The organism is Chitinophaga sp. Ak27, from assembly GCF_012726295.1.
Classification (GTDB): Bacteria; Bacteroidota; Bacteroidia; order Chitinophagales; family Chitinophagaceae; genus Chitinophaga.
Genome location: NZ_JABAOB010000005.1, coordinates 23,852 through 37,746, shown reverse-complemented (window position 1 = coordinate 37,746; position 13,895 = coordinate 23,852). Strand labels below are relative to the sequence as shown.

At 45.9% G+C, this 13,895-nt stretch carries 10 protein-coding genes; 2 read left to right on the top strand and 8 right to left on the bottom strand.

From position 1 onward, the window contains the following. Positions 1-5: 5 nt before the first annotated feature. The 4 genes from HGH90_RS17510 to HGH90_RS17495 form a co-directional block, all read right to left on the bottom strand. A complete protein-coding gene (locus HGH90_RS17510) occupies positions 6-944 on the bottom strand; it encodes a TerC/Alx family metal homeostasis membrane protein (protein ID WP_168766714.1) in 939 nt (312 codons plus the stop codon). 120 nt (positions 945-1,064) lie between these two features. Next, on the bottom strand, positions 1,065-2,768 hold the full coding sequence (gene gldG, locus HGH90_RS17505; protein WP_168766715.1) for a gliding motility-associated ABC transporter substrate-binding protein GldG: 1,704 nt from the start codon (positions 2,766-2,768) through the stop codon (positions 1,065-1,067). Between the two features lie 21 nt (positions 2,769-2,789). Continuing rightward, the gene (gene gldF, locus HGH90_RS17500; protein WP_168766716.1) at positions 2,790-3,530 is read right to left on the bottom strand and encodes a gliding motility-associated ABC transporter permease subunit GldF; all 741 of its coding nucleotides are present in this window, start codon (positions 3,528-3,530) and stop codon (positions 2,790-2,792) included. A 61-nt stretch (positions 3,531-3,591) separates the two neighbouring features. Beyond that, the gene (locus HGH90_RS17495) at positions 3,592-4,800 is read right to left on the bottom strand and encodes an IscS subfamily cysteine desulfurase (protein ID WP_168766717.1); all 1,209 of its coding nucleotides are present in this window, start codon (positions 4,798-4,800) and stop codon (positions 3,592-3,594) included. 125 nt (positions 4,801-4,925) lie between these two features. Here HGH90_RS17495 and mce point away from each other — a divergent pair, with 125 nt between their 5' ends. Beyond that, positions 4,926-5,327, top strand: a complete 402-nt coding sequence (mce, locus tag HGH90_RS17490; RefSeq protein ID WP_168766718.1) for a methylmalonyl-CoA epimerase — start codon at positions 4,926-4,928, stop codon at positions 5,325-5,327. 586 nt (positions 5,328-5,913) lie between these two features. Here the strand turns inward: mce and HGH90_RS17485 are convergent. The 4 genes from HGH90_RS17485 to HGH90_RS17470 form a co-directional block, all read right to left on the bottom strand. Continuing rightward, positions 5,914-7,737, bottom strand: coding sequence for a RagB/SusD family nutrient uptake outer membrane protein (locus tag HGH90_RS17485; protein ID WP_168766719.1), 1,824 nt, complete (start codon positions 7,735-7,737; stop codon positions 5,914-5,916). Positions 7,738-7,748: 11 nt separating this feature from the next. Beyond that, positions 7,749-11,150, bottom strand: a complete 3,402-nt coding sequence (locus tag HGH90_RS17480; protein ID WP_168766720.1) for a SusC/RagA family TonB-linked outer membrane protein — start codon at positions 11,148-11,150, stop codon at positions 7,749-7,751. Between the two features lie 328 nt (positions 11,151-11,478). Continuing rightward, positions 11,479-12,465, bottom strand: a complete 987-nt coding sequence (locus tag HGH90_RS17475) for a FecR family protein (protein WP_168766721.1) — start codon at positions 12,463-12,465, stop codon at positions 11,479-11,481. An 89-nt stretch (positions 12,466-12,554) separates the two neighbouring features. After that, entirely contained in the window at positions 12,555-13,142 is a 588-nt protein-coding gene (locus HGH90_RS17470) for an RNA polymerase sigma-70 factor (RefSeq protein WP_168766722.1), read from the bottom strand. Positions 13,143-13,330: 188 nt separating this feature from the next. Between HGH90_RS17470 and HGH90_RS17465 the strand changes: the two genes are divergently transcribed. Beyond that, positions 13,331-13,876, top strand: a complete 546-nt coding sequence (locus HGH90_RS17465) for a carboxymuconolactone decarboxylase family protein (RefSeq protein WP_168766723.1) — start codon at positions 13,331-13,333, stop codon at positions 13,874-13,876. The last annotated feature ends 19 nt before the right edge of the window (positions 13,877-13,895 follow it).

Sequence of the window (13,895 nt, the reverse complement as noted above, 5' to 3'; positions counted from 1 at the left end):
GCTTTTTACTTCACGTCTGCTTCCGGTAATCCTTTTTTCTGACGATAGCGGGAGTAAAGAATGGAACCGCCCAGGCATGCCACTATTACAATCAGCGATACATACACGGGTACGTGTATAAAATACGCTGCCAGCATCTTAAGGCCAATGTAAATAAGTACAATGGCAATGCCCTGGGGCAGATAATCAAATTTATCTACCGCTCCCCTCAGTAAAAAGAACAAGGACCTGAGCCCTAATACCGCAAATATATTTGAGGTGTACACCACCATCGGTTGTTGTGATATGGCAAATACAGCCGGAATGGAATCCAGTGCAAAGATGATATCAGTCACCGCCAGCATTACCACAACGAGAGATAACGTGGTAAGGTAAACCTTATTATGTTTACGGATAATAAATCGCCCTTTTGGCGCTTCCATGGTTATCCGCATATGTTTGCTCATAAAGCGATAAGCGAAATTTTCTTCCGGTTTAAATTCATCTTCACTTTTAGCGGTAAACATTTTGTAACCGGTATACAACAGGAAGGCGCCAAATATGTATAATATCCATTCAAACTGCCGGATTAATACTACGCCTATGCTGATAAAGATCGCTCTAAAGATGATGGCTAATACAATTCCTATTAATAATACCCTGGCATAGTTTTCCTCTTTTATTTTGAAGAAACTAAAGATGAGAATAAATACGAAAATGTTATCCATCGATAACGATTTCTCCATGAGATAAGCGCTCATAAAGCTAATCGCTGCTTCGGAGCCATCTTCAAACCACATGAAGCCAAAAAAGAGGAACGACAACCCTATCCAGAAGATACTTTGCCATAGTGCCGTTTTGATGCTGGTTTTCTGGTTCTTTTTACTAAACAGGCCCAGGTCAAAAATCACCGCCACCACTATCACAATAAAGAATATGAGATAGGTTAATTGTGTTGGTGTCATAGCACAATTCCGCTTTAATGAGGGGCAAAGATAAGAAAACGACTGTTAGCAAGGTGCGGTTGAGTACCGCAGATATGTTACAATTTTCTTATTAAAGCGTTTAAAGCCAATATTTAAGCGCTATTCTGCAAATTTTCGTTGCCGTATAAATTGAAATATCATGGCAAACAAGAGCACCAGTCCCACCGGTACCAGGAAACAGATGGTCTGCCACTTGGTTTTCTCCTGCCTGATCTTTTCTCCATCCAGCAAACGCAGCGCCAGCTCTTTGTTGCGGGCTTCCATGATGCCGCCGTTACCACTGAGGTAGGCCAGGCAATTGAGGAAAAACTCTTTATTGGCAAAGGCGAAGCCGGGATTAAATTCGTTGATACCCATTTGCAGGGGGCCTTCCTTGCGGGATACGGCGTTGGCGATTAAATCGCCATCACTTACTACAATCATTTTGTTGGTTGTATCGGTGGCATCGCGGAAAGGCTTACCGGAAGCCTGTTGTAAGGCGCTCACAGCAGCAGGGTCCTGGCGGTTGTGGAAAAGCGACGTAAAATGTCCTTCCAGCAATACCGCGGTAGCCAGGTGTTTAGCCCTATATTCCCGTGGATTGGGCTGCGTTTTTACAATATCCCAGCCTATTTGCGCCGGCAAACGGTTGGTACGGCTGTTATTGCCGGAAGTAAGCAAAATAGTTTTGCTGATAGCATCATTCTTAATGGTATCTAACGAACTCACAAACCGGCTCAGCACCATATCGAGGTTTTTTACGATGGGATGGGCTTTGGTGGGCATCAGCAGCGGAAAATAGGGGAAAGGTACCGGTTGTATCTGCGGCCGGTTGCCTACATTACCCACCACCAGCGGAATAGCATCACTTTGCAGGTCCATCACCAGGTCCTGGTTTATACGTACCCCGTAGCGAAACAGGAGATCTTCGAGGTTGAGCCCGCGGTCAAACGCAAAGAAGTTCGGATGCTGTTGCAGACTGTCCAGCGTGGCATTCGACTCATCGATAAACCACAGTACCTTGCCGCCATTCATCACATACTGATCTATTTTTAACTTATCCACATCGTTGAAAGCGCCTGCTGGCTTGGCAAATAAGATGATATCGAAATCATGTGGAATATAAGCGGCCGATTGCAGCGTGAGCGTATCCAGGGCGTAATTGGTCTGGAGTGTGGTGAGTGCATCGTATACTTCGGCACCCAGCGATTCGCCATGGCCCAGCATATAGCCTACCAGCGGCTTTTCTTTTTCCTGTAATTTATTGATGGCATATGCAAACTGGTATTCGAGCAGGGCTTCGGAGTTATTCATGGTTTGCATCGGATCTTGTCCTCCCTGGTTTTTCAGGAGGTTTACCCCAATGGTTTTGCCTTTGTAATGCACCAGTGCGCCAGGGAAGATCAGCTTTTCCGCAAAGCCGTCATTAGATTCCTGCTGCACTTTCATATTAAAAGGCATAATGCCCTGTGCGGTGAGCTCTCCGAGGAATTTCAGGCGGGCAGAATCGGTCATGCCCTGGCCGGGATTGATAAAGCTGAAACGGATGTTTTGTTTGCCATATTCCCGGAACTCTTCCAGCAGTTCCGTAGTGGCCTGCGCCAGCTGCCGGAAGCTGGCAGGGTAATCACCTTTCAGGAACACTTCTATTTCTACCGGGCTGTCCAGTTTACGCAGCATTTGCCGCGTGTTGGCGGTGAGCGTATATCTTTTTTCGGCTGTCAGGTCCCACCTGCCATGGAAATAGGCGGCGGCAATATTAATGCCTGTGAGTACCAGTATTACCGTTAATGCCCGTTGTATATATTTTTTTCGTGTAGCCATAACATTTAGTCGGCAGGTCTTTTACCCGTTTTGCCAGAGTTTTCTTTGCAGGGATAATTTAGTGAGATAGAGCATCAACCCGATGATGCTGATGAAATAAATGATGTCACGGCTGTCCACTACGCCCCGGCTGATCGAAGTATAGTGAAATTTGATCCCGGCCATTTGCAGGTAATAATCGGCCCCACCGCTTAAAGCAGGGATTTTACTGAGGGCATCGAAGCCGTTATAAAATATAAAGCAGGTGAAAAGCGCTATCAGGAAGGCTACCATGGCATTGTTGGTTAAAGACGACGACCAGATGCCGGTAGCGGTAAATACGGCGCCCAGCAGTACCAATCCTATATAAGAACCGATAATGCCGCCGGTGTCCAGTGCCTGGTTATCCACACTCAGCTGGCGGACAGCAAAATAATAGACCACAGTAGGTATCAGGGAAATGAGTACAATCACCAGGCTGCCCCAGAATTTACCCATTACAATTTGCCACCCGCTCAGTGGTTTGGTGCTGAGTAATTCCATGGTACCGGTTTTAAATTCATCGGCAAAACAGCGCATGGTAATAGCAGGTATGAGCAGGAGGTAAATAAGCGGCGCCAGTTCAAATAACGGATCCAGGTTGGCATAGCCCGTGTCGAGCAGGCTGGTATCCGGAAAAACGAACAATAACAATCCGTTTGCCAGCAAAAACAGGATAATGGCCACATAGCCGGTAACACTGCTGAAAAACTGGTTTATCTCTTTCTTAAAGATGGCTAGCATGAACAGTTTGTAAGGATTAGGATATTAGTAAAGATACAAATATAGATAAACGCCATTAGCTTTAGGCTATTGTATCGAGGTCTATGCCATCTTTATACATTTCCCAGATGGGGCTGGTACTCCTCAGCTGGTTGACCGTATCTGTGATGGTTCGGATCACATAGTCTACCTGTTCATCGGTGGTAAACCTGCCCAGGCCGAAGCGAATGGAGGCGCGTGCCAGGTCGTCGGCGAGTCCCATGGCCTTCAGTACGTAACTGGGCTCCATAGAGGCAGAGGTGCACGCGGAGCCGGTAGACAAAGCTATGGTTTTGTTGAAGCCCATCATGAGGGCTTCTCCTTCTACATATTTAAATGACAGGTTGCAGGTATGGGGCAGGCGATGCGCCGCGGAACCATTTACATAGGATTGCTCGAGTTGTAGTAAGGCTGCCTGTAGCCGGTCCCTCATGGGCGCCAGGCGTTGAGTGTCGGCGGCCATTTCTGCCATGCACAGTTCAGCAGCTTTTCCCAGTCCCACGATACCGGGTACATTCAAGGTACCTGAGCGCATCCCTCTTTCATGGCCGCCTCCATCTATCTGGGCGGCGAGCTTTACGCGGGGCGACCGGCTACGTACATATAATGCGCCAACGCCTTTTGGGCCGTACATTTTATGGGCGCTGAGGGTGAGCAGGTCAATACCGTCGGCATTAACGTCTACCGGGATTTTGCCGGTAGCCTGCGTAGCATCCGACATCAGCAGCACACCGTGTTTCCTGGCAATATCGCTGATGGCCCGAATGGGTTGTATCACCCCTGTTTCATTGTTGGCATACATGATGGCGATGAGGATCGTTTGCGGCGTAATAGCTGCTTCCAGTGCCGCCGGGTTAATCAGCCCTTCCTTGTCTACCGGCAACCAGGTAATGTTGGCGCCGGATTTTTCCAGGTGCTTGCAGGTATCCAGTACAGCTTTATGTTCGGTGACCGCCGTAATAATATGATGACCTTTGCCGGCATACATCTCGTATACCCCTTTAATAGCGAGGTTCACTGCTTCGGTAGCACCGGAAGTAAAAACGATTTCGCGGGGGACTGCGCCAATCAGCCGGGCTACCTGTTCCCTGGCATAGTCGACTGCTTCTTCTGCTGCCCAGCCAAAGGGGTGACTGCGGCTTGCGGCATTGCCGAATATTTCGGTAAAGTAAGGCAGCATAGCCGCCACCACCCGCGGATCGCACGGAGTGGTAGCATTATTATCCAGGTAAACAGGCAACTGTAACGTCATAATCTTTCTTTTATAGAAAAGCCGAACCTAACAAATTTACAACATAAGTTCTATTTTTACCGGGTTAAGCAGACCGCAAAAGCTATACGGATACTGCATTTGGCATACATTCAAAACAATTAAACATGCTCAGGGTAGAACATATTGGCATAGCTGTAAATTCTTTGTCTACTTCCGTTCCCTTATTTGAAAAGTTGTTGAATACCCCCTGTTATAAGCAGGAAGAGGTAACCAGTGAACAGGTGATGACTGCCTTTTTTCAACAGAACGAAACCAAGATTGAATTGCTGGAGGCCACCGGGCCGGAAAGCGTCATCGCAAAGTTCCTGGATAAAAAAGGAGAGGGTATGCATCATATCGCTTTTGAAGTAGCGGATATCTATGCGGAAATGAAAAGATTACAGGAAGAGGGCTTCGTTTTACTCCAGGAAACACCCAAAAAAGGAGCAGATAATAAGTTAATATGTTTCCTGCATCCTAAGCACAGTAACGGGGTTTTGATCGAAATTTGTCAGGATATCAAGTAAACATTTACTTATATATTTAAAAATTAAATAATAATAAATTTTTTAATTTTTTTTCCATTTTAGCAATCCAAAGGAAATATGTATTCGTAAGTAATTATGAAGCACGCCTGAAAAGGCACAAAAAGTTAAAACCAAAATTTTTTAGCATTTTTTGAACAAATATATTTTCCATTGCGTTATCACTTATAAACGCACAAATACAAAAAAGAACAATACTCAAAATATTACAGGACTTAAGCTTTATAGATTTTAACGGTTTAAGTTTTAACGATTACTCTAAAGTTGGCATAGGTTATGAACACCTGCGGGTTTTTTAGCTTGCAGGTCTTTTTTTTTAGTCAACATCTACACTATAGCATTTCATTTCAAAGGCGGAAAGAGAATCTGCATCAGGGAGGTGGTAAGATGCTGCCTGGTTTGTTGTATTAATAAACGACAATACCCACAGGAAATTGTCGCCCCCGGGATTATTTTACTTTTTACAAGCCGCAAAGCTACTGGAACATAGTACAGGCTAAGAATTTATAAAAAGAAAGGAGATGTTTTCTGCTGACAGAAAACATCTCCTTTTTTGTTTATCAATATTTTAATACCCCGGAAACTGCACTAATTTCTTATTCCGGTCAATTTCACTCTGGGGTACTGGATAAAAATAAAATTTATTATCCCATTGCGCCCGGGTAAAGGCCACTATTCTTTTATGGAACTCGGGGTCCGACAGGAAGCTGCCTTTTTCAATGTTCATCCCGTGAAACTGTCCGCCCTGGTGCTGTTCTGGTGTATTGGCCACTTTCCAGCGACGCACATCCCAATAACGTTGTCCTTCAAATATCAGTTCTATCTGTCGTTCCAGGTGGATCTGTTTGCGCATTTCCAACTGGCTGGCGCCGGCTACCATATCCGGAAGTCCTCCCCTGTTGCGGATCTTGTTAAGATATTTTAAGATGTCGGGATTTCCGGGATCATATTCGTTCAGCGCTTCTGCATAGTTCAGGTAAATTTCACCGAGACGGATCATCATAGCCGGCCGGGAGAAGCTTCTACCACTTCTGAAGTCTGTATTGGGATGGATATTTTTACGGGCAGTATAGCCTGTGGAGGGCCAGTCGCGGGGGGCGCCGTTCTTACCAGAGTTACCGGTAAAGAAAAACTCTACCCTTGTTTGCCCGGTTTGAGGTACTACCGGTACCACCGAACCATTAAAGGTCACATCTACATAAAATCGGGCTTCACGTCCAAGGTACATGTTGGAAGTGCCACTTACATAGTACGGGGTAGCTACATCTGTAAACCCGCTTTCTGTATAGCCGCTGGTGTTATCTGTAATCGGTTTGCCACCGGCCATGCGGAATACATCCACCATTTCCTGGGTTACGGCAATACCGTTCCAGCCGGAGCCATTGGCGCACCTGGGCGAGCAGTGCCGCTCCCAGTTGCCTACGTGATCAGAGCTGGTCCGTATCCAGATGGCTTCTTTTTGCCAGCCATCGAAGAATAAATTCCGGCAGGAAAGAAAGGCAGCCCGGAATGGATCAGGATCCGCTACGGTGTATAATTCCCACCTGTTAAGGTCTATCACTGCTTTAGCTGCGTCCGCCGCTTTCTTCCACTTTTCTTTATCGAAGGTGGGGTTGAATAAAGTGGTTCCATCGAAGTTTTTAAAGTTGCTCAATTCACTATTGCCATTGAATAAGGGGCTGGCGCTATACAGCAATATCTGCGATTTTACCGCCATCACGATAGGTTTGGTAATGCGACCGGTTTGCGTTACATCCGGTTGTGTAGGATCTACCGGGTTCATGTGTTGTACCGGCAAATCAGGCATCGCTTTATCCATTTCGGATAATACATAAGCTACGCATTCGTCCCAGGGACTTCTTGGAATCTGGAAATCATCTTCAGGAAGTTTGGGTTCCTCACCCATTAATACTACTGGTCCATATTGACGCATCAATAGCCAGTAATAGTAAGCCCTCAAGAACCGTGCTTCTGCTTTATATTGTTTCAGCAGCTCCACCCCGCCCGGCTGCGCGGTGATTTCTTTATTTTCATCGGCATGCTTCAGGAAAATGGCTGCCTGCCGAATGGTTTGATAGTAGCCGTTCCAGTAGGAAGGACTGGCATTATCCGGAGTGATGGCGCCTGAGTTAATACCCGGTTGTACCCAGGCATAGTCTACTTCATCGCATTGCCCCGTCCACGGAATGCTATAAGGCTGGGCCCACATATCGGGCATGGGATTATACAGGCGTGCCAGCCATTGCTCTGTCATGGCCCTGTTGCTGAATACATCTTTCAGCGTGGTAATATTGTCCGGTACGGTATTGAGATATCCTTTTTTACAACCAGCCGCCAGCAATGCAGGCAGTAGCAGCAACAGGATATTTTTTTTGAATAAACGACGCATCATAGTGTTCAGTTTTATTTGAAGTTAGCGCGGATGCCAAAGTTGAATGAAGTGGTGTTAGGATAAGCGGTGCCTCTGCCATCGCCCAATTCCGGGTCCCATATTTTCCAGGGAGAAATGGTAAACAGGTTAGTACCATTTACATAAGTACGTATGTTCTTTAAGCCAAATCGCTGCAATTTATCACCGCTGAAAGTATAGCCCAGCTCTGCACTTTTCAGGCGTATATAATCGGCCCGTTTCATCCACCACGTGCTCTCATAATAGTTGGTGGTAATATCCTGCCGGGTTGACATCCTTGGGTAGAAAGGCCGTGTATTAGGGTTGTCGGGTGTCCAACGGTCGGTTGCTACCGTATATAGATTGCCGATAGTAGGTCCTTCATAGAATGGGTTAGTGGCATGTCCACCGCTGTACATGAAGTCTACCATCGCTACTCCCTGGAAAAACAGGCTTAGATCAAATCCTTTGGCGCCTACGCTGAAATTGAGGCCGTATACGATGCGGGGTACTGAACCGTAGCCAATGGCCTGTTGATCGTAGCTGTTGATCAGTCCATCGCCGTTCAGGTCTTTATATTTGATGTCGCCTGGGCGTACATCTCCCGCCTGTTTGGGCGATTTGGTGATTTCAGCAGAATCTGCGAATAAGCCCAGTGCTACGTAACCGAAACGCTGATCAATAGGATGACCGGTACGGTTCAGCCAGGGATATTGCCATGGTGGTAAACCATCGTATACATCTTTGTTGATATTGAAGTTGAAGTTACCCCTAAACCCAATCCAATAGTTCTTGGAAAATGATTTGTTATAGTCAAGGGTTACGTCAATGCCTTTATTCTCCGTAATACCTATATTCCGGTAAGGTATATTACCGCTCGTATAGCCGGAAGCGTAAGGAATATCATATTGTCTTAGCAGGATACCTGTTCTGCGCTCTTTAAATAATTCCACGATCAGCGAAAGCTCGTCATGGAATGCCTTTATTTCGATGCCCAGGTTTTGGCGTTTACCTGTTTCCCAGCTTACCTCGGAGCCAATCTGGTCTTCTTCCAGGCCGCTGTACCAGGAAGTGTTTCCGGGTACGCCAAACGTATAGCCGAGGCCGTTATCTGCCCTTATCCTGGTCAGGAACAGGAAGCGGGAACCGGTATTACTATTTCCGGATAAACCATAGGTATAGCGGAGTTTGAAGTAGCTGAATACGTTACTGAGCGACGCAAAAAAGCTTTCATTGGATACTACCCAACCCACTCCAAAAGAGGGAAACAAGCCATAACGTTTATTGGGTGTGAAGTTTTCTGATCCATTGTAACCGAAGTTAGCTTCTGCAAAGTAGCGGTTCTTATAACCGTAGGTAGCTCTTCCACTTAACCCCCTGATACGGTAAGGAATGGAGGAAATGAGGGTACCGGCATCCGCATCTATATAATCTGACTGGTTATAGAGTAATAAACCGGAAACATCGTGATCGCCGAATTTATTGGCGTAGTTCAATGCGGTTTCGGTATAAAACCGGCGGTTGCCTCCTCTCGATACATCGAATCCCAGTACATTAGAGCCCGGATCAACAATGTTTGTCAACAGGTTGCCGGCAGAGTCACGTCCGGTAGCGTAATAGGTTTGCACTTCCCTTTTCCTGTTGAGGTTATTCCAGCCATAGGAATCAAATGCAAACATACTGGTGAACGAAAGCCCTTTCACGAAGAAGTCGAGGTTTTGGCGCAGCCTGATATTGGAACGGATGGTATTGCGGTATTCTGTAGCATAACCGGATTGGGTAAGATTGCGGTAAGGGCTGGGATAGCTTCCTCCGGGAATCTTAGGCCATTGGCCATTGGAATACTGTGGCGGTATCAGGTGAGGCGGCACCTGAGTAGCCAGGTCGAACAAAGCATTGGTGCCAATACCCGGATAATTGCTGTTGATAATAAAACCGTTGATGCCTAATTCCAGTTTGGTTGTTTTGGTGATATTGGCGTCAACGTTAGTAGTGAAATTATACCGGTCTAGTTTAATATCTGAATTATAGGATTGTACATGATCGCGTTTCAGCAAACCTACTTCTGAGTAATAACCGGCGGAAATATAATACGTGGCAAACTCAGAGCCTCCGCGCACGTTGAGGTTGGCTCTTCTGCTCTGACCGAATTTATTAAACAGTACATTAAACCAGTCAACGTTGGGATACAGGTCGGGGTCTTCACCGGAAATATGTTTTTGTATCTGTTCATCGGAATACAGTGGTGTCCTGCCTCTCATTTGCAGCCCTTCATTGTATAATCTCATAAAGGTGGGGGCGTCTGCAAATTTGGGTAGTTGTGTAAATTTCGTGATGGCCTGGTTCAGCTCCAGGTTGATCTGTGGCTTGCCAGGCTTGCCGGATTTGGTATTTACCAGGATAACGCCATTAGCGCCGCGGGTGCCGTATACGGCGGTAGCGGAAGCATCTTTCAGTACGGTAAAGCTGGCAATGTCTTCAGGGTCCAGGTCATTAATGCTACGATCGGGCACACCATCTACGATAATGAGCGGGCCACGTGGACTGGAGCCAAAGGTAGAAATACCACGTATCCAGATATCGGAGCCATCATAGCCGGGTTCGCCACTGCGTTGTACAGCTACAATGCCCGCCAGCCGGCCGCCCAGGGCGTTGGTTAAACTTCTTACCGGCAGTTTCAGCTCCTCTGGTTTAATGGTAGACTGTGCGCCTACCAGGCTGATTTTCTTTTGTGCGCCAAATCCTACTACCACCACTTCATTGAGCCCGCCTTCTTTCGCCAGCATTTCTACGTTGATATCTACTTTATTTCTAACGGTGATCTGCTGAGATTGATAACCGATATAGGAAAATTCAAGTATGTCTGTTGGTTCTACATCCAGCTCATAATAGCCTTTATCATTGGTGGTAGTGCCTGTGGGCGTTCCTACTATTTTTACGGTTACGCCTACCAGTGCCGCTCCCAGCTTGTCTTTTACGGTGCCGGATACTTTCAGCTTAACGGCGGGTTTGCGTACTGCGGGGGCGGGGTGACTGACTGGTGCAATCACATATTGCGATTCCCCCATCTGGTTCAGTGTCAGGTTATGGGTTTGTAGTGCTTTCTGTAGAAACGGAACCACTTTTGAGGATTCCATTTTCAGTATTTTATCAGGGAGATAGATATCTTTTGCATATTTTTCATTGAGCGCAATCCTCAGCTGATACCTGGTATAAATTTTTTCCAGGATATCCCTCAGTGGTATCATTTGTGTGCCCGGGATATCTGAGGGACTACTTCTACCTCGCTCCTGGCGGGATTGATCCTGGATGCTGGCCATTGCATCCTGCGCTTGTAAGGAAGAAGGGGTAACGGCCAGTACAAGACATAGGCCGGCCATTCCCTTCAGGCAATGCCGTAGAGATCCAAATTTCATAACGAAAAAAATTTTGGTTAAAGACTACATATTTGGTTAAAAGACTACATCATTAAAGTGGTACTGCTACCGTTGTGTTTCGTTTCATTATTGTTATTTATTGTCACTGTTGCTAGTATATGGCTACGAGAAAAAATATGGATATTACCTGGCCCGCAGTGCTCCCGGTTAGTAGGAGGTACATGATAAATATTTTATCCACTAATGCGCGCTACATCACTGCAGTTGCCCAATAAGACTGCAATAACCAGGCTTTTCACAATAAGAATTTTCAGAATTAATGATAATTACCTGTTCGGTTTTTGACGATACTTTGTTTTTAACATGCTTACTTTGGTTGAATAATAATCCGGTTACCTGTTTTATGAACATCTGCTTCCAGCATAGCGGACAATGCTTTACATAAACTTATTTCATCGGTAATGAGCACTCGCCCGCTGATCCTGGTATCCTTAAACTTTTGTGGTTGTAATATTTCTACTTCATATCCGTAGTTTGCGTGCAATAATTCTTTTATTTCCCCCACGGAAGTGTTTTCAAATTTATAATTCCCATCCTTCCAGGCTGCATACAGCTGCGGGTTGATATGATCTGTCAGGATTTTTTTATCTACGATCTTTCCTCTTTCCCCTGGGTGCAGCAACAATTCCTGTTGAAAGGCGGTGGCTTTAATCAGACCAGTGTTGACCATCACCATAGCATGGCGCTGATCATCATTAACGGTAAAAGAAGTTCCCAGCACGGTTACTGTCATATCCGGAATATGTACGGTAAATGGTTGGGCAGCTTTTTTAACGACTTCAAAATAAGCGCTGCCTTCCAGCCATACTTCGCGGGTAGCTCCATCTTTTGTATCCTGCATTTTCAGGGAGCTGCCCGGTTTAACCCATATCCGGGTGCTGTCTGGCAGCAATATGGTTTGTACTGTTGTTTTCTTGGCTACCAATACTGCCAGGGGCGCCGGCTGAGGGGCGGTCCTGGTAAGCAGGTAAATGGCAGTACCTCCTGCCAGTAATAGTATGGCTATTGCCGCTGCCACTTTCAGCCAGCCTAATCGCCTTACTGGAGCCGGCTGCGACGAAGCCGATAGCTTCTCTGTTACCTGGCGCCAGCTTTCCTCGGCTGCAGTAGCCGGAATCTTCGCTGCCAGTTGCTGATCAAAGATGTCTTTTACCTGGAAATATAGTGCCTGGTTGCTGGGCGATGCCTGCAGCCACGCAACTACCTCCGCTGCTTCTTCCCTGCTGGCCTGACCTTCGATGAACTTTATTAAAATGCTATAATCCAAATCGTTGGTATTGTAATGTAGTGACATGTCATTTATTTAGACGACAAGGGGATTATTTCTACGTACAGTTTTTTTGTTTTTTTTAGAAAAAAGGTGAAGAGGTGGTAAACCCGGGGCTAATACATAACGGAAAACAGGTAATTTACTTTTCGTACGATGTTCTTTAGTTGCTTAATGGCTTTATAGAGTTGCGTTTCCACGGTACGGGAAGAAATACCCATGGCGGCGGAAATTTCGCCTGTTTTAAGCCCCTGCTGGTACCGAAGCTTCACTACTTCCCGGCACTTGGGTGGGAGGTCTTCTATGGCACGCCATACGCTGGCTGCCAGGTTGTCTTGCTCCAACAGGCTTTGCCGGGGCCCATCGGGACTAAAATAATTCAACTCCGCCTCTGTCAATACCGGGAAAGCTGCATTAATATAGCGTTGATGTACGGCTTCGTGTTTGATATAATCCAGGCAGCTGTTATGAATGCTGCGAAACAGGTAGCTTTTGATATTGGTGGTAATATGAAGAGAAGTACCTTTTTTATATATCTGGACAAAAACATCCTGTACGATATCTTCTGCCGTTTCGCGTGATACAAACTTGCAGGCGTAAGCGAGGAGAACCGGGTAGCACTCTTTAAAGACCAGTTCAAGAGAGGTCAACTCTTGCTGTAATAACGTGGCGGCTTGATGGCCTTCCTCTACAGGCTCCCCCATAGCTAGACAAAAGTATTTTGAAACAATTGATCCAAGATAATGATAATAAAATTAATAGACAATGCCTTTATGCGGCATAAAAAGCGTCGTCATGTAAATAAACAGCTGATCTTAAAATAATTCCCTTCCCTTGTCCAATTTCTGTCCGGCCAGTCCTTATTAAGGTATAAAACAAAAAACAATAACATATGGATACCTTCTTATCTCCCATTGAAAAGCCTAAAGGGCTGATGATGAAACTGGCGTATTTCTTTACCCGTAAGCAATTCGGAAAAGTGCTGATGCCGCTGAAAGTGCATTCCGTACGACTGCCGGCAGCCTTCGGTATGTTTTACGGCAAAGTATCGCAATTGGACAAAAAGCTACAATTACCACGGGAATTGGTGATGCTGATCCGGGAGCAGGTAGCGCGTATTAATATCTGTCTTTTCTGTATGGATGCTGCCCGCTGGAGCGTTGTTAAGGAATCTATGGATGAGGCAAAATTTGATGCCCTGGAACATTATAGTACCAGCCCTCTTTTTTCCGCAGCAGAACGGGTGGCACTTGACTATGTCACTGATCTTACAAAAGATAAAAAAGTAAACCCAGCCACATTTGCCCTGTTGCTGGCACATTTCTCAGAGCGGGAAATCTGTGAAATCGTATGGCTAGTGGGTAGCGAGCACCTTTATAATTTAACCAATATCGGGCTCAATATTCATTCCGACATGCTTTGCAAAATTAGCCATTAGCTTTTAGCTAATGGCTAAC

Coding starts and splice junctions, on each gene's coding strand:
- HGH90_RS17510 (WP_168766714.1), bottom strand. CDS start 944: ATGACACCAACACAATTAACCTATCTCATATTCTTTATTGTGATAGTG.
- gldG (WP_168766715.1), bottom strand. CDS start 2,768: ATGGCTACACGAAAAAAATATATACAACGGGCATTAACGGTAATACTG.
- gldF (WP_168766716.1), bottom strand. CDS start 3,530: ATGCTAGCCATCTTTAAGAAAGAGATAAACCAGTTTTTCAGCAGTGTT.
- HGH90_RS17495 (WP_168766717.1), bottom strand. CDS start 4,800: ATGACGTTACAGTTGCCTGTTTACCTGGATAATAATGCTACCACTCCG.
- mce (WP_168766718.1), top strand. CDS start 4,926: ATGCTCAGGGTAGAACATATTGGCATAGCTGTAAATTCTTTGTCTACT.
- HGH90_RS17485 (WP_168766719.1), bottom strand. CDS start 7,737: ATGATGCGTCGTTTATTCAAAAAAAATATCCTGTTGCTGCTACTGCCT.
- HGH90_RS17480 (WP_168766720.1), bottom strand. CDS start 11,150: ATGAAATTTGGATCTCTACGGCATTGCCTGAAGGGAATGGCCGGCCTA.
- HGH90_RS17475 (WP_168766721.1), bottom strand. CDS start 12,465: ATGTCACTACATTACAATACCAACGATTTGGATTATAGCATTTTAATA.
- HGH90_RS17470 (WP_168766722.1), bottom strand. CDS start 13,142: ATGGGGGAGCCTGTAGAGGAAGGCCATCAAGCCGCCACGTTATTACAG.
- HGH90_RS17465 (WP_168766723.1), top strand. CDS start 13,331: ATGGATACCTTCTTATCTCCCATTGAAAAGCCTAAAGGGCTGATGATG.